This is a genomic window from Aeromicrobium sp. HA (assembly GCF_027171405.1).
Taxonomy (GTDB): Bacteria; Actinomycetota; Actinomycetes; order Propionibacteriales; family Nocardioidaceae; genus Aeromicrobium; species Aeromicrobium tamlense.
In genome coordinates this window covers 857,311-876,640 of the sequence record NZ_CP114372.1, presented here as the reverse complement: position 1 = coordinate 876,640, position 19,330 = coordinate 857,311, and the positions used below count along the sequence as shown (strand labels likewise).

At 65.2% G+C, this 19,330-nt stretch carries 15 protein-coding genes; 12 read left to right on the top strand and 3 right to left on the bottom strand.

The window, feature by feature from the left end:
* Positions 1-3 precede the first annotated feature (3 nt).
* The 6 genes from O3S82_RS04255 to O3S82_RS04230 all read left to right on the top strand — a co-directional run bounded on the left by O3S82_RS04255 (position 4) and on the right by O3S82_RS04230 (position 6,883).
* Positions 4-186: a hypothetical protein gene (locus O3S82_RS04255; RefSeq protein ID WP_269305770.1), complete on the top strand. Its 183-nt coding sequence runs from the start codon at positions 4-6 to the stop codon at positions 184-186.
* Positions 155-562 (top strand): TadE/TadG family type IV pilus assembly protein, encoded by a 408-nt coding sequence (locus O3S82_RS04250; RefSeq protein ID WP_269305767.1) that lies wholly within the window; start codon positions 155-157, stop codon positions 560-562. The genes O3S82_RS04255 and O3S82_RS04250 overlap by 32 nt, the downstream gene beginning before the upstream one ends.
* Complete coding sequence (locus O3S82_RS04245; protein WP_269305766.1) at positions 559-981, top strand: TadE family protein; 423 nt, start codon at positions 559-561, stop codon at positions 979-981. Before O3S82_RS04250 ends, O3S82_RS04245 begins: the two co-directional genes overlap by 4 nt.
* Entirely contained in the window at positions 978-1,400 is a 423-nt protein-coding gene (locus O3S82_RS04240; protein WP_269305764.1) for a pilus assembly protein TadG-related protein, read from the top strand. Before O3S82_RS04245 ends, O3S82_RS04240 begins: the two co-directional genes overlap by 4 nt.
* Positions 1,397-4,483: a LysM peptidoglycan-binding domain-containing protein gene (locus O3S82_RS04235; RefSeq protein WP_269305762.1), complete on the top strand. Its 3,087-nt coding sequence runs from the start codon at positions 1,397-1,399 to the stop codon at positions 4,481-4,483. Before O3S82_RS04240 ends, O3S82_RS04235 begins: the two co-directional genes overlap by 4 nt.
* 1,212 nt (positions 4,484-5,695) lie before the next feature.
* Positions 5,696-6,883: a hypothetical protein gene (locus O3S82_RS04230; protein WP_269305760.1), complete on the top strand. Its 1,188-nt coding sequence runs from the start codon at positions 5,696-5,698 to the stop codon at positions 6,881-6,883.
* Between the two features lie 439 nt (positions 6,884-7,322).
* Here the strand turns inward: O3S82_RS04230 and O3S82_RS04225 are convergent, their stop codons facing one another.
* The 3 genes from O3S82_RS04225 to O3S82_RS04215 form a co-directional block, all read right to left on the bottom strand.
* Positions 7,323-7,817: a hypothetical protein gene (locus tag O3S82_RS04225; protein WP_269305758.1), complete on the bottom strand. Its 495-nt coding sequence runs from the start codon at positions 7,815-7,817 to the stop codon at positions 7,323-7,325.
* 292 nt (positions 7,818-8,109) lie between these two features.
* The gene (locus tag O3S82_RS04220) at positions 8,110-8,577 is read right to left on the bottom strand and encodes a hypothetical protein (protein WP_269305757.1); all 468 of its coding nucleotides are present in this window, start codon (positions 8,575-8,577) and stop codon (positions 8,110-8,112) included.
* A gap of 934 nt (positions 8,578-9,511) precedes the next feature.
* Positions 9,512-9,745 carry a hypothetical protein gene (locus O3S82_RS04215; protein WP_269305755.1) on the bottom strand — a complete coding sequence of 78 codons (234 nt, stop codon included), beginning with the start codon at positions 9,743-9,745 and terminating at the stop codon, positions 9,512-9,514.
* Between the two features lie 30 nt (positions 9,746-9,775).
* On the opposite strand from O3S82_RS04215, the gene O3S82_RS04210 reads away from it, so the two are divergent.
* The 6 genes from O3S82_RS04210 (at position 9,776) to O3S82_RS04185 (ending at position 19,317) form a co-directional block, all read left to right on the top strand.
* The gene (locus O3S82_RS04210) at positions 9,776-13,444 is read left to right on the top strand and encodes a hypothetical protein (protein ID WP_269305753.1); all 3,669 of its coding nucleotides are present in this window, start codon (positions 9,776-9,778) and stop codon (positions 13,442-13,444) included.
* 472 nt (positions 13,445-13,916) lie between these two features.
* On the top strand, positions 13,917-14,831 hold the full coding sequence (locus O3S82_RS04205) for a bifunctional DNA primase/polymerase (RefSeq protein ID WP_269305751.1): 915 nt from the start codon (positions 13,917-13,919) through the stop codon (positions 14,829-14,831).
* Between the two features lie 415 nt (positions 14,832-15,246).
* Positions 15,247-16,035, top strand: coding sequence for a hypothetical protein (locus O3S82_RS04200; protein ID WP_269305749.1), 789 nt, complete (start codon positions 15,247-15,249; stop codon positions 16,033-16,035).
* The gene (locus O3S82_RS04195; protein WP_269305746.1) at positions 16,028-17,008 is read left to right on the top strand and encodes a ParB N-terminal domain-containing protein; all 981 of its coding nucleotides are present in this window, start codon (positions 16,028-16,030) and stop codon (positions 17,006-17,008) included. Before O3S82_RS04200 ends, O3S82_RS04195 begins: the two co-directional genes overlap by 8 nt.
* A 29-nt stretch (positions 17,009-17,037) precedes the next feature.
* Complete coding sequence (locus tag O3S82_RS04190) at positions 17,038-17,712, top strand: hypothetical protein (protein WP_269305744.1); 675 nt, start codon at positions 17,038-17,040, stop codon at positions 17,710-17,712.
* 9 nt (positions 17,713-17,721) lie between these two features.
* Positions 17,722-19,317, top strand: a complete 1,596-nt coding sequence (locus O3S82_RS04185; RefSeq protein ID WP_269305742.1) for a M23 family metallopeptidase — start codon at positions 17,722-17,724, stop codon at positions 19,315-19,317.
* The last annotated feature ends 13 nt before the right edge of the window (positions 19,318-19,330 follow it).

Below are 19,330 nucleotides of genomic sequence, written 5' to 3'. Positions count from 1 at the left end.
ACCATGAGTCGACTCACCAGTCTTCTGCTCATGCTTCAACTCGCCCTGGACCACAACCACAGGCGAAGCCGCGGATCGGTCACCACCGAGCACGTCCTGTGGGCGGTCGCCGTGATCGCGATCGTCGCCATCGCCGTCGCCGCCATCCGGGCCTATGTCCAGTCACAAGCCGGACAGATCAGCTGACCGGCAAGCCGAGCGCGGCTCGGTCACAGTCGAACTGATCATCCTGCTGCCCACCCTGTTCACAGTGATGTTCCTCGGCATGCAGGCCGCCCTGTTCCACCACGCCCGCGCCGTGGCGATCGCCGCTGCCCAAGAAGGCGCCCACGCCGCCGCCAGCGAGACCGGCCGCGCATCCGACGGCGTGACGGCCGCCACCGCGTTCATCGCCGACGCCGGCGGTCGCGACGTCCTCACCTCGTCGCGGGCGACCGCCACCCGCACGGCCACCACGGTCTCGGTGACCGTCCAAGGGCGAAGCCTCAGCGTCATCCCCGGCTGGTCGCCCACCGTCACCCAATCGGCATCGCTGCCCGTCGAACGGCTGACCGCACCATGAACCGCCTACAGCGTGGCTCGGCCACGATCGAGGCCGTCATCGGGCTGCCCGCCTTCATCCTGTTCGTCGGGCTGATCATCTTCGGCGGCCGCACCGCCATCGCCCACGGAGCCGTCGAGTCCGCCGCCGCTGACGCCGCCCGCTCCGCATCGATCGCCCGCACCAGCGACCACGCCCGCACCGACGCAACCGCCGCTGCCCGCGCCAGCCTGGCCAACCAGCAGATCAACTGCACCCGGATCACGGTCGAGGTCGACGTCTCCGGCTTCGCCACACGAGTCGGTGAACCCGGCTCCGTCGACGTGACCGTCACGTGCCGCGTCGACCTGTCGGACCTGGCCGTCCCCGGCGTCCCTGGAGCCCGGACCATCCGGGCACACACCTCCAGCCCGATCGACACCTGGACGGAACGCTCATGACCTGCTGCGGGCGCGAGCGCGGCTCGATCAGCCTGTGGCTCGTCACCACCACCATCGTGATGACCATCCTGGTCGGGCTGGCCGTCGACCTCGGCGGCCAAGTCCACGCCAAACAACGCGCCCACAACCTCGCCGCCCAAGCAGCCCGAGCCGGCGGCCAACACGTGTCCGCCGCACCGGCCGCCGAAGGCCGCTACCTCGCCGTCGACACCTCCGCCGGTCGAACAGCAGCCCGCGATTTCCTCTCCGCTGCCGGCGTGACCGGGTCGGTGTCGATTCAGGGCGGCGACACCATCACCGTTCGCGTCACCGACACGTACCGGCCCAAGTTCCTGAGCCTCGTCGGCATCGGTGACCTACCCGTCACCGGCCACGCGTCAGCGCGCCTCGTCCGCACCATGAGAGGGACCGAACAATGACCCATCAACGCCTCCACGGTATTGCCGCGACCCTCGCCATCGTCGCCTTCATTGCCGGCGTCCCCGTCCTCCTGCTGGCGATCGGAGCCACTCCATCGGGAGACGACATCACCGGCTTGCCCAGCATCCTCACCCGCCGCGACGACGGCACCCTGGCCCTGCTGCTGCTCACCATCGCCGTCTGGATCGCCTGGGCCGTGGTCACTGCAACCCTCGTGGCCGAGATTATCGCCCAGATTCGCGGACTCCGGATCCCGGCACTCCCCGGACTCGCGCTCCCCCAACACGCCGCCAGTCAACTCGTGACCGTCGCCGCCCTGGCCTTCATCGCCACACCCGGGTCCGTTCCCTCGATCCCGGTCCCGGCCACTCACGCCGCCGTACCGGTCCCGCGACTCAACAACGACCTTCACGCGGCCTCACCTACTGCGCCAGTGCCCCGCGAGGCCGACCTGCCTGCGGCAGAACAAATCGAACCGGCCACACCCGCCACCACGACCTACACGACCCGACGCGGTGACAGCCTGTGGAAGATCGCCCAGCGGGTGCTTGGCGACGGCACCCGGTACACCGAACTGGCCGACCTCAACCGCGACGTCCTCGGGGACCGACCCGACTTCCTCCCCATCGGACTCGCGCTACGTGTCCCCACGATCGAGGACACCCAGGCCGACAGTTCAGTTGCGAGCTACGTGGTCAAGGAGGGCGACACCCTCTGGGACATCGCCGACCGCGAACTCGGCGAACCGGAACGTTATGGCGAGATCTTCGACGCCTCCACCCACATCGACCAACCCGATGGTGGCCGTCTGACTGACCCGGACCTGATCGTCCCCGGATGGAGCCTCACCATCCCGGTCGCCGGTGACCTCACTGCGCGCAAGCCGGCGGCCCAGAGCGGCGTCACATCCTCCCGCCCCGATCACTCCCCGCAAGAAGCGATCTCGCCCCGAGCACCGCGATCAATCGAGCAGACCACCGAGACCGACAACTCCGCGACACCGACGACCACTCCGGCATCCTCCGAAGTCGACGACGTCGTCTCGCCGGGGTGGCTCGTCCCGGGCCTGGCGGCAGGCGGAACCGTGCTCGCCGGCTGCCTCTTCCTGGCGCTGCGAGCACATCGGCGCACCCAACTGCGCTACCGCCGTCCTGGAGAGGTCCTGGCCCCGACCCCGACCGAGCTTCAGCCGACCGAAAAGACCGTGGTCGAAGTGGGTGTGGCAGTCGCGGGGACTCTGGACCTCCTCGACCGCGCCCTACGGCATCTGGCCGCTGAGTTCGATGCCCGGGCCGAACCACATCCGAAGGTCGAGCAAGTTTCGCTGACCCCCGGCACGCTGGACATCCATCTGGCTGAGCCGGCCGTCCTGCCGGCGCCGTGGTCTGGCAGCGGGAGGCGGTGGACTCTCACTACCGACACCGACCTCCCGGACATCGACGCGCTGCCTCCCTACCCCCTGCTCGTGAGCATCGGCCAGAGCGACACCGGCGCACTCGAGCTGTTCAACCTCGAGCGCTTCGGCACCATCGACCTGACCGGTGACACCGAGCGGGTGGACGCCCTCGCACGCCACCTCGCTGCAGAGCTCGCGCTCAGTCCCTGGTCCGTCCTCGTGGAGGTCCACACCATCGGAGTCGCCTCCGAACTACACGGACTCGACGACCTCCGCCTGCACCACCACCCCGAGCCCGCAGAGATCAGACCGCTGGTCGATCAGATCCGCGCCTCCCACGCCGCCAACTCCGGAGACCCCGACCCCTTCCGCGTCATCATCGCCGCCAGCGGCATCGATCACGCTGAACTGAGCGACCTCGTCGCTGCTCCCGCCCGACGACTCGGCGTCGCCGTGGTCGCGGTGGACTCATCCGCGGCGTCCGCCGCCCTGACCGTCGAGGTGGACCCGGCGGGCCGACTCCGCATCAGAGAAGGGGACCGGGAGCTGCAGGCAGCAGGACTGACGAAGTCCGAGGCGACAACCTGCGCTGCCATCGTCGACGCTGCCCGCGAGACCCCCACCGTGCCCAGCCCGGTCTTCGAGCACCCCGCGAACGACCTTCAGTCCCTCATCGATCAAGCAGGAGCGATCCGCGAGGACCTCGTCCAACCACGTCCGCTGGGGACGGCGGGTGACCGCTCACTCATGCCCGAGACAACTGGGGACTACGTGGCCGCTGCCGCCACCACCGCCGAGGACGTCGCCGAACTCGCGCCGGTCGTCCCGGAGCACGTGGCGGACAAGCTGATCGAAGCCGACCCTGATCTGGACCGTGACCTCGCCGCGTGGCTCGACCCTGAATCCCGTCTCCCGAAACTCGCCGTCCTTGGTTCGGTGGCCCTCTCTGCTCATGGGCCGACCGCTCCCTCTGATCGGCGCCGGCCGGCGCTCCTCGAACTCGCCGCATACATCGCGCTGCATCCCGAAGGAGTTGTGTCCCGAGAACTCGCGGAAGTGTTCCGACGCAGCGAGTCCCGGATGCGCAACGACGTCAGGGACCTGCGTGCCTGGCTCGGGTCAAGTCCGATCACAGGACTGCCCCACCTACCCGCCGGCGACGCATCCCGCCTCTACGTCGAGACCGGGACACCCGGCTATCAGATCGATGACCTCCTCACTGACTTTGATCTGTTTCGCCGCCTCAGAGCGCGCGGCCACGCCCGCGGCGCCGAAGGACTAAACGACCTACTCGTCGCGCTCCAACTCGTCACCGGTCCGCCGTTCACCATCCCGACCGGTCACGGATGGAGCTGGCTCTACGACGACAACCGCATCCACGAGACCGCAGCAACCGCACTAGCCGACGTCGCCCACCTCGTGGTCACGCGATCCATGACCGACGGCGACCTCGAAACGGCCAGGACGGCTGCGCAAATCGCGTGCTCCTCAATCCCCTTCGACGAGGTATGCCACCTGGACCTCCTGAAGATCGCGTTCACCGAGGGAAACACCCAAACCGCCAACGAAATGCTCGACCGCGACGTGCTCGAACGCACCGACGAGTACACCGGCACGGTCGAGCCGCCGGATCGAACCAAAACGATCACCAGCACGCCGGAATGGAAGAAGCGCCGCACCTCCTGAGGGGACTCGACCACCCGCCATGTCAACTCGCCCGTATGAAGCCAGCGGTGGGTCAATGGCGGCTACATGACGCACCTCGACGCGAGGCTGCACGGACAGGGGCGGGCGGAGTTGGTGACACACTGGCGCGGGACTAACGCGGAAAGAACGGATCCCGATGAGCGAATTCACCGCCGAACAGATTCGTGCAGGCGTAGCGCTGCAAAGCATGCGCAATACGTACCCGGACCTTGACCGGTGGCGTGCACGATCTGCGCAGATCGAGGAGCCGCAGAGCGGAAGTGAACTACATGTGGATGCGCAGATATGGCCCGGCTTCGCGTCGCACCAAGTGGCACGGGTCGCCCTTGTCTCGGCCGTCCAACACCTCAACATGGTTCGGGCTTCTGTGGAAGCGAAGGAACTCTTCCCGATCGCCATGCCGACCGCACTCAGGGGCGCACTGCTCGGAGCAGCCCGAGGCGTCTGGCTGCTAGCACCCGATCTACGCCACGATCGACAACAGAGAGGCCTGCGAGCGGTCCACGAAGTCCACCGTCGGTACCTCCAGTATCTCGAATCAAATCCCCCAGACGTCGACGCCGCCGAACTCGCCACCGCGATAGGTCGAGTCAGGCGTCGTCGCGATGCAGTCCGCGCACTCTGGTTAGCTTCATCGGACTTGACCGCGTCCCAAGCTCCGACAGAAACGGACATCGTTGACGCAGCAGCCGAAGTGGCTTTCCAAGACGCCCGTCAACAGGCCTCCATCAAAGCGATGTGGCGGACCCATAGTGGCGACGCTCACGGATTCCCTTGGCCTATGTTCACCCGCTCATCAACGCAGGCCGTGCGCACGGGTCGAGTTCCCGGATATCCCGACCGCATGGCTGAGTACACCTCTGGCGGAGACCTGTGGGAAATCGCTGAGTCCTTCGGTGCCTGCGTTCGCCTTGCTCGCCGCGGGTGGAGTCTGTTCGATCAACGTTGTGAGAGCGCAGGATGACTTCAATCGCGAACAAACCCGGAATGACGCACCCAGTGATGGGTGGGGAGTGGAGTCAGAGTTCACGCCATCGCCTGGGGCAGCTTCACCGCAGGTCAGAACATCGGTCGACGGCCTCTGCGCCTCTTGCACCTACGGCGGCGCGCCGTGCCGGGATGTCGGCGTCTGCGAACAAGCGTGGGTAGCCTGTCGCTGTCGCTGTCGCCCCGTTCGAGAGAGAGAACGACGTGCCTTCGCTGACTCCCGAGGAGACGGACAACATCTCACGCGAGCTGCTGGTCAGGGTAACCCAGCATTATCGAGATGACGCGACGGTGATGGATGTCCAATCCGTCACCGTGCATCCCGGTCCCAAAGCTTGGAAGACCGTCAGTCTGGTGACCATTGGTGATGCGAGTACCGGCGAGATCCGAAGCCGCGAGTTCCGTGCGCAGACATGGTCGGCGAAGTCTCTGAGCGAAGGCGGCGGATACGACTTCGAAAAAGCGACAAATCGCTGGCATTGCGAGGGTGACGAGGAGATCGAGGGTATCCGCATGCTCTTGAACAACGAGTTCACCGAGGCGGGCAAGTACAAGATCATCCCGGCAGGAACCGATGCGGCGGCTCTCGTTGACCAACTCAGCCAAGGCCAGCTCAGCGGCAGCGACGCGGTCGCCCTCATTGAGCTCGCAGGATCGCAACCAGACCTCGTCGCTGCACTGGCCTCCTCCCCGCGCGGCGTACTAGTGGCGGAGGCGGTAGAGCTTGAACGCCGCCGTCAGCAACTCGAAGAACTGCGGCGCGTCGTCGAGGACCCAAGCAGTTCTGAGCGAGATGACATCCACCCGCTGGTGAAACAGATGACTTGGATCTTCGGCGGGGACTACCTTGGCGAGAACCGTCGCAAGTCGCTCACCGTCGGCGACGTCTTGGATGTTCCGCTTCTTCGGCCCGACGGAGCGCTGCACATCGTGGAACTAAAAGGAGCGAACATCCCCAAGTTAATCGAGCAGTACCGCGGCGCGAAGGACCGTGCTGTGGTCACGGGCGAAATCGAGAACGTACCGTTGGTGGTCGGGGTCGAGGCAAATCGCGCGGTCGGGCAAGTAATGGGCTATCTCACTCACTTAGACGAATCCCGAGACACCATCTACGCCAAGTTCAAGGTCGACGCCCGTCGAGCTAGCGCGACCGTACTCATCGGTCACCCCGACTTTGTGGACGGCTACTCGCGCGAGGAGGTCGACGAGACGATCCGCGTCTTCAACAGTCATCACGCACGAATCCAACTGCGGCACTACGCCGAATTGATCGAGGGTGCTGAACGCGCCCTGGCCCTTACTCACAATGACGATCTCGATGAGCAGTCCGCTGCTGCCGAGGCGTGGGGCCCACCAGATCCGTCGTCTTGGGCTGACGAGCCGCCCTTCTAGGCTTGCGGGTCAGTACGAGAAAGTCGAAGTAGGCCGGCGGGACGCAGAGCACGCAACTGGCGCGTCGGGCGTCGGTCGGGAGCCGCACCCGGAGGACAGCGGATGCACGGAAGGCTCAAGCGAGGCTTGTAGTCGGACGTCCACTCTCGCGGTGGAAAGACGTACCGATCAGCACGTAAACGCGGCTGGCTCACCCGGCGCCAGGCACTACCTCCGCCACCAATGGCAGGTTGACCTCGTGCGAGATGGCAAGAGTCGGATCTTGTGGGATCGATTGAGACGTGCTCGAAGTGCAAATCGCCTTTGGGTGGGAGATCTCGGCGGTGCCCATATCGTTTGGCACAGCAAAGGTGGCCCGACGACGTTGGAGAACACCCGAGCCCGCGTGCCGGGTACCGGGACGCGGGCCGCGGGCCGCGTCGGTCCGTTGGGTTGGACGTTACGGGTGCCCGTTCCCGCGCACCGTGAGGTCCATCCCGTCAGGCAGAGCCGATACGCCGAATGCCACGTTGCCCTCGGCATCGATGAGGATCCCGATCGCGCTCCCAACAAAGGAGTTGTTCGAAGCGTCTACCATCAGCGCGCCGTCCCGGTACACCCGCAGGGCGTGATCCTTCAGTTCAACGCTGAGCTCGTCGGTGACGGGGATCTTCCCGAATAGCTGAGTCTTCTCGGGATCTGGTCGGAACTTGTAGGCAAAGCTCCCGTTTTCGCTCGTGAAGAGGACATCCCCGTTGGGGTTGGACTCGATCCGTTCTGCGACTGGAACGCTCGAAACCACCTCGTAGACGGCGGTCTTGAACGCTGGGATCCACCGGAAGACGTCCACTTTCAGCGAGCCGTCAAGCTCGTAGATGTGGAAGTAGCGATCTACGAGCACGAGCGGAAATGGAACGCCATTGAACGCGTTGGAGCCAATCTGAATCGATGTCATCGGAATCCGCCTTCGTGCCGGTCGGTGGGTCAGGAACCTAACTCAGAGTGGCTGAGGTTTGGCCTCCTTGCGTGCACATCTTCCCGAGTTGTGGCTCGAGTGAAGGTCCGACACTTATGAGTCTTCGACACCTCGCCGTCCCATAGCTCGAACTCACCGCGACCTCGCGGATACAAAAGCTGGGGCGCCTTCCTGGGACTTGTGGGCGGTGTCATCGTCCTCGTCTGGCCCTCATCGCGTCGCAATGACTGCTTAGCGGAGTGACGCACCGTGTGCGCTCGAATTTTGTCCGCTATGAACCGGTGGCCGGCTCGCTTGACCCTTGCGGCAGCCGAGAGGGCGGTCGGACGGCCTGAGCCATGAGCCACGTCTGCGCAATAGAGAGCATCGCGAGACCGACAATGCCTGGCAGGAGAAACCATCCGTCCCGCTCGCCCTCGATCAGCCAGCCTGCAGCTCCGCCGATGAGACATACTCCAACCGAGATGAGTGTGGCGAACCCGAATTCACGGCGATAGCCGCCCTCCATCTGATCGATCATCCTCAACCGGGGAGGGTCGAGGACTTCACCCGCCAGAAACTGCCGGATTATTCGTTGCCGCTCGAGGAAGACACGAATGCCGCGCCTCGCAGGCACTGCGACGGTGAAAGGTAGGCCAAGCAAGAGCCACTGCGTTTCCCCGGAAATAACGAACAGCGCGGCGAGTGTCGGGCCCAACCCAATCCAGAGCGCCGCCTCAGCGAAGTAGCGGGCAGGCACGTACGTCCCTCCCACTAGTCGAGCGGCGGCCCATAGCCGGATCGAAGTGAGTGCTTCCGCGTGTGAGCCGCGCGGCAATCCATCGCTCGCCTCCCGTGCCCACTGCTCAAGTCGCCGAAGACGGGTCGGAAGTGTGAATTGATTGAGAGCTACTGCCGCTCCCAAGAGCGACGCCACGGCGGCAGTCAACGCTCCCATGGTCTCGGTATCGATAGTCACCCAAATCCTCGTCATCGTTCGTCTGGGTCTTGTCCGTCGGAATAATGGTTGACCATAGTGGCGGCTCCAGACCGGCGACTCGCCACACAGGAAGATGTGACCAGCCCCCACGCCAGCAAGCGCGCACTCCACCCACGTCGCGATCCAGGGCTCTTACGGTCTTCTGCGCGATGGGACGCAGGACGTTCACACTCCAGCGACGTAGGCGGTGAGGAAGTAGACGCCGTGTCGGTCGAGGTTTCCGCGGCTCGGTCGTTGTGCTCGGTCGTGGGCGGGTCCGCGTGGCGCGCCAAGATCTGCGCGTCGCGGAGCGGGACGCCGGCGTCGAGTGCGTTCGTGATCTTGGCGTGACGCAGCGAGTGCGGGCTCATGTGTCGGCGGGTGCCCGCGACACTTGGCGATCGTCACAACCATTCGATTGACGTCTCGGCGGTCGATCAGATTCCCCGTGCTGGGTCTCAGGACGAGCATCTGGACCACCGTGCCAAGACGTTCCGAACGGGGCATCAAGGGCAGGACATCCAAGTTGCGTCATTCCGTCGTCGGCGGATGACAACATTGGGCAATGGCCAAGTCCCATAACGGGAAGCGCAAGAAGAGTCCCGCTCGTTCGAGAAGAACGCCGCGTCCCGTTGGGGAGCACTTGGCGCCCCCGCCTGAGTCCGGGCCACAAGACCCTGAGCCGATCGATGAGGACATATGGTCGCGCGCGCGCTCAGGCGGGATTGCCGCGCGCGGGTTTCACTTCCAAGACGTCGTTGGAGCTTGGCTCAGCGCGCAACTGCTGACCGAGACAATCGTTGCGGATCGAGTGGTGCCAGAGCATCTGGAAGATCTCGTCTGCGAGGGCGGATCCAACTGGAATGTCCAGGTCAAGTCGCGACAGCAGCGAGTTGGCGTCTTTCCCCGTGCCTACGCGGCGAAGTTGCTTCTGGAGGTCCGTGACCATCAAGAACAGGTGAGAACAAGTGGGCCGCTCATGCTCATCTTGGAGCGAGACGTGCAGGGGTTGGCCCGGGGAACTTTTGGCCAACGCCTTGTTGAATTAGACGGCGGACCGGAACTCATCGAGGCCGCCAATGAGCGCGCGACAACACTTGGCGCGACCGAGCTCTCCGCTGAATTCATTGACGGTCTGTCTGTCTACGTGCTGCCTTGGAACGTAGCGGCAGAAGAAACGAGAGATCTTCTCGCCCAGCGATTCAGGGTGCCGCCAGTCGTCGCCGCGCACCTTGGCCTAGTCCTGCGTGATCTCATCTCAGAGTGCCAGGATCACAATGCCCAAAGTTCTGCCGTAGGGCGGCGCGGAACCACGGCAGCCGCCATGACCGGGACCCTGCTCGAAGCGCTCTCTGGGCTCTCGTTCGAGCATCTCAGTGACGCGTTCCGAGAGGGTGTTTGTGACACGCTCGATCTAGACACGCCGTTGGCCGAAAGCCGCTTCTTCGAAGGAGTGGAAGCCCAGCCAGGACATGTCGCCGCGGGCCTTCCGACACCGCGCCCTCTCGAAACTGAAGCTGTTCTCACCGCAGCGCATGAGGGATCGGCGGTTGTCATCACTGGCCCATCGGGCGTAGGTAAATCGACGGTCCTATGGGCCGCAGCTTACTCGTCCCGGAATATCCATTGGGTTCGCATCAATCGTCTGAACAGTTCAGATGTTGCAAAGATCATGCGGTTCGTTAAGTCGTCCGCTCCGACCGAAAGATCTCCCATCGGGCTCGTCGTCGACGGGATTGGTCGGGCTGGAATCGATGCATGGGATGAGCTCCGAGGCCAGGTGGCGCGAGTTCCGAACGTGCTGCTCGTTGGCACGTGCCGAACGGAAGACCTCGTCGCGATCACGTCCTTGGCTGAGTGCAGCCTGGTCGAGGTCGAGCTTGACGAGGGCACTGCTTTGCGAATCCATCAGCAACTTGCGGCGCTCGGCCGGACGGAGGCCCCGCACTGGCGCGAACCGTTCGAGCTAGCGCACGGATTGACGCTCGAGTACACATACCTGCTCACCCAAGGCGCTCGACTTAGGGAGGTCATCGCGGACCAGGTCCGACGCCGGGTTGAGGAACGACGCGACACCGAGCTCGATGTTCTACGGCTCGCGTCCACGGCCCACCGATGGCGGGCGCATGTTGACGTTCAGGGCCTTCAGCAACACCTAGAACTGAAACCTTCTGACCTCGCGCACGTTCTCCGAAGGCTCCGCAACGAGCACCTTCTGTACGAGGTTGACGGCATCCTCACCGGTCGCCACCAACTCAGGTCCACAGCGTTGTCGGTGGCAACACACGAGTTCCCGCCGCCGCTGATGGCGCATACGGTTGCCCAGCTTGTCAGCTGGCTGGAAGTCCCTCAAATCCGCTCGTTCGTTATAGCCGCACTGATCGAAAGCCCAGCACTCGACGAAGTCGTGCTTGCTGCCTTACGGGAGCGCAATGTGATGGAGAACGACATCCATCTCCTTACAGAGACTCTCGAGGCCCTCCGGTTGGTGGACTTCAAGCGCACCTCGTCCGAATGGAACGAGAAACTCGAGGCGGAGAATGTCGCCGTCGCGTTCCGCGCCATCACGGTCCAGCTTGCGATGGCCGGTAACACCGACGTGGATTTCCTGCGCCCAGAGATTGTCTCGGCACTTCCCAAACTCGACGGCGCGGTCGGCGCGGCCGGACCCTTGCGCTCTTCATTCCTCGAGGCTCTCGACAATGGCTGGGCCGCACGAGTTCTTACATCGTCCGGGTCACTCAACGAAGTCGCCGACCTACTGAACGCCCTGAAGGACACCGAAGACGCGGTCACGGGCGAGTTGATGTTGTCAGGGACCCCGCTGGAAAGATCTCTTCGGACCTGCTCTGCCGACGAGCTCGCGGACACGCTCAGCGCAGCCCGCACCGTTACGCCGGATCTCGCCGTAGGGCTGCGCAACCACGCAGACAATGGAGTGAGTATCCGTGAACGCATCTTTCACTCGAACCCTTGGATCACCGAGGTAGACGTCATCAATGAGGACGTGCTGTCGGTTGCGCGATGCCGCATGGTCGTCGTGTCTGAGGAGACGATTACGGACTATCACGAGGATGCGGTCAACATCGCGAGACTGGTACTCGGCTGTTTTCCCGAGGCGGACCGCGCTGACGTGAAGCTCCTCTGGCCCGATGGACAACCAGCCAGCTTCGGCGATCACGAGCTTGGATCGAGCGAACTCCTGCGGCGGTACGCAATCTCAACCGGGGAGGTGCGGTGGAATCGTATCCGCGCTTCGGTGGCCTCATCGGCTTGGCGGACAGGCGGAACCGAACGCGTCAGGACGGCCGACGAGGTTCTTTCCCAGGTGGAGGTATATCTCAACCTTCTCGCTCGGCGGTACGTCCTGGGAAGATTCCGGGCGAAGGAACTGGCCACAGCGAACGAAGTGGCCGAGAGCTTGACTGAACGTGCGAACAGCTTGTCGACTTTTGTCTCGTCGGATCTACCCATCTTCGAGTCGGATGTAGACACGGTCGCCTCGGAGGACCCCCTCCATACCCTCGCCGCCGGTATCACAGGAAATCTAACCGCGGGTCTGGGTAGAGATGAACGTACCCCTGCCCAGTTAGCCGCGTTCATTCACGACACTCTCCTTCCCGCCGTCACGCAGAGCAACAGCCATGAGAGGTGGGACCTCGTCGACGCAGACCCCAGCGAACGCATTGAAGTAATCACGTCGGTCCTCAAGGATCTGTTAATCATCCTTCGTGCGGTCAATTTCGGGGCAGTTTCCTTACCGGTCATCCGAGACGCGGCGTCAAGTGGCCCTTACGAGGGCGCGCTGGCCAGAGCAGTTTCGAGAGCCGAAGGGAGACTGCAATCGGCTGAAACTGAGTTCGACCAAAGCCTGCGAGAGGTGGTCGCCGCTCTGAACCTCGACGCCACCGTCTTTGTGCACAGCGATCAAGAGGTGGGAGCACTCACTTGGCCCGGAGCGCGGGTCTGCATCGGGATTCCGTGTGAGTCGGTTCTAGATATTGACACCAACCTGTCGGAGGTGGGCGCGGCGCTGGCTAGCCTGGACTGGCGCAATGGCATCCCTCCGCCAGTGCTTCTCGTTCCAACCTTTGAGGGGCGACCCTGCAAGGCGTTCGTCCACCAATGGACCGGACGGATGCTCCCTGCGGAAGAGCAGTTCGACAGGTGGGTCGATAGCTTTTCCGCTCACGTAGTCCCGGCGCTTCACGTGGCGGTCAAGGACTGCCTTGAAGCACTCAGGTCACTCTCGGCGGCCGTCGTAGTGTCAAGAACTCGCGATGATTCTGGCGGAGTTCAAGAGTTCGCGGACAACCAAATGATCGTGCTCAAGAAATGCTTGTCATCAATCCACGCGTTGGGGCGGGATGCGGTAATCGAAGATGTGATCTCCGTCATCGAAGAGTTTGCTGGCAGAGTCGAAAACGAGGCATCGCCGTCCGCGGACCCCAACGTTGCATTGTCCGACACACTGGCGGGCGCCGTCGCAGAAGGCATCCGCGGCGTGGCGAGCGACACCTGGACCACGTACAACCTCTGCCACATGATCTCAGCGCAATGGGACATCGAGCCGACCGCAGCGATTCGCCTCCTGACAGGGTCCGACGGGGAGTCAGGACTTTCGAACGACTTTGACGACCCCTGCTAAGGGGTCGTAATTGTGTCGTCGAGCAATGTATGTTCCGGGGATTCGCATGTGCTCACTCCTCGCGCATTCGCGTCCTAGTGGGCGGAAGGCGGCATGTCGCGTGAAGCGAAGATGCGGAACCGTGCTTGACGTCGCGGAGGCCGGGCGCACGACGGGGACCCGATCGCGGTCAACCTGGACGTGGATCACACTTGGTTTCGCTGGCGCGCCGTCACGGCGCATGGACGCCCCTCGTTGTTGCTGAGTCTCCCCCGATCCCTCGTTGATGTCTCCGGCTCCCCGTCAGCGTCGCCTCGAATTTCCGAACAGGGGGTGTTCGGGGGTGTTCGCGTGGCGAGGGTTCTGAACTTTCTCGATTTTTTTCCGAACGGCCTCTGACCTGCGGAAACACTTTGCGAACGCCCCCGACAACGTGGGGGTGTTCGGGGGTGTTCGCACCGTGATAGGCCGGACGTGGGTGCACATTCGGGGCATGAGCACAGTCCAGATGCCGGGAGCGCCGGCGTATCGCTGGGGACCGGAACTGCACGACGCGCTCGCTATGGCCTCGACGCACTTGGACGCGGTGAGTCTGCTTCTGAGTCGGCACATTCCCGTGTTCCCCTGCGTGCCGGGGGGAAAGACTCCACTCACGGCGCATGGGTTCCAGGACGCGACCGCCGATATCTCGCAGGTTGGCCCGTGGTGGACCCGGTGGCCTGAGGCCAATATCGGCGTACCGACCGGGGCGCGGTCGGGCATCGACGTGGTGGACGTGGATGTTCACCCGGTCGGGTCCGGGTTCGCCGCCTTCGAGCGTGCGCGCGCCGAGGGTCTGGTCGATGGGTGGTCGTGGCTGGTGCGGACGCCGTCGGGCGGGGTCCACGCCTACTACCCGGTTGAGCCGGGTCGTGAGCAGCGGTCGTGGCAGGTGCCGGCCAAGCACATCGACTTTCGCGGCGATGGTGGCTACATCGTCGTGCCGCCGTCGGCGGTCGCTGATGCTGACGGGTGTGGCGGCGTGTACCGGTCGATCGCTGTCGCCGCCCATCACGAGCCGGCTCCGGTGGACGCGCGCGCGCTGCGGGCGTTCTTGGAGCCACCGAGGCCGATGGCCAGGCCGATTGACGCGCCGGCCGTTGACGCTAGGCCGGAGCGACTCGCGGCGTGGGTCGCGAGTCGTCCCGAGGGTGGACGGAATGCTGGCTTGTTCTGGGCGGCGTGCCGGATGGTCGAGCAGGGTCGCGACTTCCCCACCACAGCAGCGTTACTGAGTCGAGCCGGCTGCGAGGCGGGTTTGTCCGAACGCGAATCGATCACCACCATCCGCTCGGCCTACCGGGTCGCGAACCCAGCCGGCCGGCCGTCTGCAGACCGAGCGATCACCGTTGAGGCGGTCGGACGATGAACACGCAGCAGCCGTACCGACGTCGAGTCGACCGTGCCACCCGTGAACTCGACACCACCCCGGTGCCGGATGGAAGCACGGACTCGGCCACCCCTACCGAACGGTCGATGCCGGGCACGCCGGGCCACTCGTCCTCGAGGAACGGGCAGCGCCGGACCGTCGAGTGGGTGCGCGTCAGTGAACTGCACGCGGTGCTGGGGTCGCGCGTCGCCGGGCGGGGCATCGATTTGCAGAGCGAACTGGCGCGTCGGGCACGCCGGGCTCCCAGCGCAGCCGCGTCGCGAGTCTCGGCGTTGGGGCACCCGTGGCCATCGGCCGCGCCGGGCGAATCGGCTCCTCCGAGTGACCGGACGGAGGGTCGGTCGCTATGACTGCCCGTACAGATCTCGAGTCCACCGAGGGACTGCGGTTCCTGTTGCTGCGGCTCGCCTACTCCGGGCCACGCGCGTGGCAGGACGAGGCCGAGGCGACCGAGCTGGTCGACTTCCTGACGACCAAGTACGGCGCGCTGGCCCGCAAGTACGGGTTGGAGCCGGCTGACGCAGCGGCTGCCGCGTTCGACGTCATGCGCACCAGGTCGGCCCGGGTCGCGGACGACACGTGGGCGGTCATCACTCGTGCCGTGCAGCTGACGCTGATCTACGAGGCACGGGCGCAAGGACTGCTGTGTTCGAATCAAGCGGCTCGTCGTCCCGAGCTGGCGGACTGTCATGACGCGGAGCGGTTCAGCGACCGCGAGCGAGCTCTGGCCGAGTTCCATCCCGCGTTCCACGTCCACGACACCGAGACCTGTCCCGAGACCGACGACGATCGTGCCGAGGAGTCGACCAACTCCTTCGTCGCACTGGATCGAGCGGTCGAGCTGTTCACGGAGAACGGCTGGCCGCCGGCAGCGGCTCGGATGGCGCTGGAGTACGTCTGCTCTCAGTTGAGTAGCTGTGGTGACCGTCAGCATGCCTACGAATACCTTCGCCGCGACACCAAAGGCCGCAGCCAGCTGGACCTGGATCAACGGTCGTGGATCCGCTTGCTACGGGTGGTGCTTGGTGATCCGCGCCGAGACTTCGCCGGCACCCGTCTGGGACGCGGGATCCTGCTCCGCCTGTGTTTGGGCGAAGAGCTCACCGAGTTGTGCTGTGACAACGAGGTCACTGCGATCATCTGGGACTCGTCGCCGACGGCTACAGGAGACGCTCATGTCTGAGACGGCAGGACACATCGAGCTCGAGCGCCGGACCGACTCGATCCGCGTCGGGGTCCGGCATCGTCGCAATGCCGGCGACCTCACTTCCCTCTTGACGTCGATCGGGCGTGTCGGTCTGCTGCAACCCATCACGATCACCCCCGATGGTCTGCTGATCTGCGGGTACCGCCGCCTGGAGGCGGTGAAGCAACTGGGTTGGCGCACCCTTCGGGTGTGGGTGCGACCCGGCTTGTCTGACGACCTCGCGCGCTTGCTGGCGGAGCGAGATGAGAACACCACCCACAAGCCGCTCACCGCGCTGGAAGCGGCCATGCTCTACGACGAAGTCAAGAAACTGTTGCGCGAAGACGCCGCCCGTCGCCAAGAGGCCACGAGGTTCGGCGGCGAAAACAACGTTTGCGCAGGTCAGCCCGGTGATGCCGAATCGGCGGCGCCGGGGCGCGGCCACGGGGACGTGCGCCGACAAGCCGCCGAACTCATTACGCACCGGGCGTCCTACAACCAGCTGGAGCAGATCCTTCAGATGGAGCGCGTGGCGGCCGATCGTGACCGACCGGCGGATGTCCGCAAGGTCGCCGAGGACGAGCTCGAACGGATCCGCAACGGTGGTGCAGTCGATCCGAGCTACCAGCGGGTGCGTGCTGTGGTGAGGTCGGCGGAGCAACGACCCACGCCGGCTGACGATTTCGATGAGATCGCCGCTGCGGCTCTGGCACGAGCGAAGGACGAGGACCGGCGACGTGCCCGTGAGAACAAGGCCCGGCGCGCCGCAAGTCTCGCGTCGATCAAGCGGAGCCCGCGGTCCTTCACTCTGTTGTGGGCCGAGATGCTGGGCTGGACCGGCCGGTACGACCCAGAACAGCTCGCCCGCGAGCTCAAGGACGACGACTGGGAGCTGTTCCGGAACGTCCTGGACGAGTCGACTGCCTTTGCGAGCGAGGTCGAGGCTCTCCGGGCCGAAGCGTCCACCTGAGTGGTGTTACTTCTACCGAAGGCCACACCATGCTCAGTTCGTCTGTGACTCGTCATCCCCGCCGGCTGCTCGTCGTGGCAGCCGGCGGTTTGTCTGTTGTGTTGATGCTCGGCGCCATCGCGATCGTCTTCGACTCGCGGCCGGCTGAGCAGACCGGCCGTCCCGAAGGTTCTGCAGTCCCCACGTCCCCCGCGGTGCCCGGAGACGCCGGCATCCGCCCGGCCGCAGCGGCCGTCCCGCGCAGTGCCGATCCGCGGCAGTTCGTGCGCGCCGTCGCCATCGCGATCTTCGCGTGGGACACCCGGACCGCGTCGGGACCCGCGGAGCTCATCGAGCCGTTCCTGACGATCGCGGACCCGACCGGTGAGTCCTCCCCCGGGCTCGTCTCAGACCTGGCCGGCTACCTCCCGACCCACGACGCCTGGGTGGACCTGCGCCGCTACCAAACCCAGCAGCGTCTCGAGGTCACAACGGTCTCGGTACCGGAGCTGTGGGCCACCGCACTCGAGCAAGCCGACCCTGAACTCGCACCGGGGACCGCCGCGTTCACCGTCGAGGGCACACGACATCGCATCGGCATGTGGGAAGGCCAGCCGGTCGCATCGGAGCACGGGGTCGCGTTCACGGTCTTCGTCGCCTGCGCCCCGACGTATCCCACCTGCCACCTACTGCGGTTGTCGCGTCTCGACGACCCGCTCGAGTAGGACGCTGGGATGCGAGTCCTGCTCAGCGGCGCACTAGTCTCGGTCCTGCTCGGACCAGCGGCCGTCCTGCTGAGCGTCGGCCTGCTCGTCAACCCGGCTGCTCGGGCCTCCTGCCTGCCAGGCGAATCAACGCTGAGCGTTGGCCCGGTCCCGGATCATCTCGACACCAGGAGCTCGGGCGGTACGCGAGTCCGACTGAACCGCCAGCAACTCACCCACGCAGCGACGATCGTCCAGGTCGGCAGCCTCCTGGACGACGTCGGCCGCGACGGGATCACCATCGCCTTGATGGCCGCGCTGACTGAGTCACGGCTGCGGATGCTCGCGAACTCCAGCGCCCACCCCAGCTCGCCGGCGTTCCCAAACGACGGCGACGGCGGCGATCACGACAGCCTCGGGCTGTTCCAGATGCGCCCCAGCGCCGGCTGGGGACGGGTCTCCGAGCTGATGGACCCGACCTATCAGGCACGAGCATTCTTCGGCGGACCGACCGGACCGAACCGCGGATCACCGCGCGGCCTTCTCGACATCCCCGGATGGAAGACCATGTCCAAGGGGGCAGCAGCCCAAGCGGTCGAGGTCTCGAGATTTCCGGACCGCTACGCGAATTGGCAACCTGTCGCGACCCGGATCATCACCGCACTCACCGACGACGCCGGTCCCGCGGACGGAACCGAACCCGAGTCCAGCCGGGTGGTGTTCCCGCTCCCCCGCGGTTCATGGACGCGCACCAGCGGGTTCGGGATGCGTCGCCACCCGATCACCGGGGTCCACAAGCTCCACACCGGCGCGGACTACGCCGCCCCTGCCGGGACGGCGATCCTCGCCGCTGCCGACGGCCGCGTCGCCTTCGCTGGCACCGCTGCGGGATACGGAAACCTGATCCTGATCGAGCACACCGTCACCGGCCAACTCGTCGCGACCGGGTATGCGCACATGTATGCCGACGGCATTCACGTGCGGGTGGGCGACCACGTGACGGCCGGCAAGCGCATCGCCGACGTCGGCGTCGCCGGCTATTCCACCGGCGCCCATCTGCACTTCGAAGTCCGCCCCGGAGGCGCCGACGCAGCACCAAGCGACCCCGATCCGTGGCTCGCCGCCGGTGGCGCCTCCGAACTTGAAACGAACCCGACTGAGACGGGTGCGCGCTGCGCCACACCGGCGGACGACGCCGCTAGCTTCGCCGGCGCGAACCCTGGGCAGCTCGTCGCCGACCCCACGACCTCCGGCCGCATCACGGCACGAGCCGCGCACGTTCTCTCCCAGATCGGACAACGCTTCCCGACCTCGTCCTGGGCTTGTTGGCGACCGGGCAACCCAGACAACAATGACCACGCGGCCGGCCGAGCCTGTGACGGGACCTTCGGCAACGCGATCGGCACCCGCGCCACCGGCGCCGCGCTCGACGATGGCTGGACGGTGACCAACTGGCTCAAGGCGAACGCCGGGCGGCTCGGGGTCGAGTACCTCATCTGGCAGGGCCGAATCTGGTCCGTTCGACGTGCTGCGGAGGGGTGGCGGTCGTATGACGGCGGCGGAATGTTTGACCCACGGTCAGTCACCGGCGGGCACTACGACCACCTGCACGTGACCGTCTCCTGACCAACGCGCGCAC

What these genes read in the sequence shown, in the direction of transcription:
- O3S82_RS04235 (WP_269305762.1), top strand. Translation starts at nt 1,397, where the DNA reads ATGACCCATCAACGCCTCCACGGTATTGCCGCGACCCTCGCCATCGTC.
- O3S82_RS04195 (WP_269305746.1), top strand. Translation starts at nt 16,028, where the DNA reads ATGTCTGAGACGGCAGGACACATCGAGCTCGAGCGCCGGACCGACTCG.
- O3S82_RS04210 (WP_269305753.1), top strand. Translation starts at nt 9,776, where the DNA reads ATGCTCATCTTGGAGCGAGACGTGCAGGGGTTGGCCCGGGGAACTTTT.
- O3S82_RS04190 (WP_269305744.1), top strand. Translation starts at nt 17,038, where the DNA reads ATGCTCAGTTCGTCTGTGACTCGTCATCCCCGCCGGCTGCTCGTCGTG.
- O3S82_RS04245 (WP_269305766.1), top strand. Translation starts at nt 559, where the DNA reads ATGAACCGCCTACAGCGTGGCTCGGCCACGATCGAGGCCGTCATCGGG.
- O3S82_RS04255 (WP_269305770.1), top strand. Translation starts at nt 4, where the DNA reads ATGAGTCGACTCACCAGTCTTCTGCTCATGCTTCAACTCGCCCTGGAC.
- O3S82_RS04240 (WP_269305764.1), top strand. Translation starts at nt 978, where the DNA reads ATGACCTGCTGCGGGCGCGAGCGCGGCTCGATCAGCCTGTGGCTCGTC.
- O3S82_RS04215 (WP_269305755.1), bottom strand. Translation starts at nt 9,745, where the DNA reads ATGGTCACGGACCTCCAGAAGCAACTTCGCCGCGTAGGCACGGGGAAA.
- O3S82_RS04185 (WP_269305742.1), top strand. Translation starts at nt 17,722, where the DNA reads ATGCGAGTCCTGCTCAGCGGCGCACTAGTCTCGGTCCTGCTCGGACCA.
- O3S82_RS04250 (WP_269305767.1), top strand. Translation starts at nt 155, where the DNA reads ATGTCCAGTCACAAGCCGGACAGATCAGCTGACCGGCAAGCCGAGCGC.
- O3S82_RS04225 (WP_269305758.1), bottom strand. Translation starts at nt 7,817, where the DNA reads ATGACATCGATTCAGATTGGCTCCAACGCGTTCAATGGCGTTCCATTT.
- O3S82_RS04205 (WP_269305751.1), top strand. Translation starts at nt 13,917, where the DNA reads ATGAGCACAGTCCAGATGCCGGGAGCGCCGGCGTATCGCTGGGGACCG.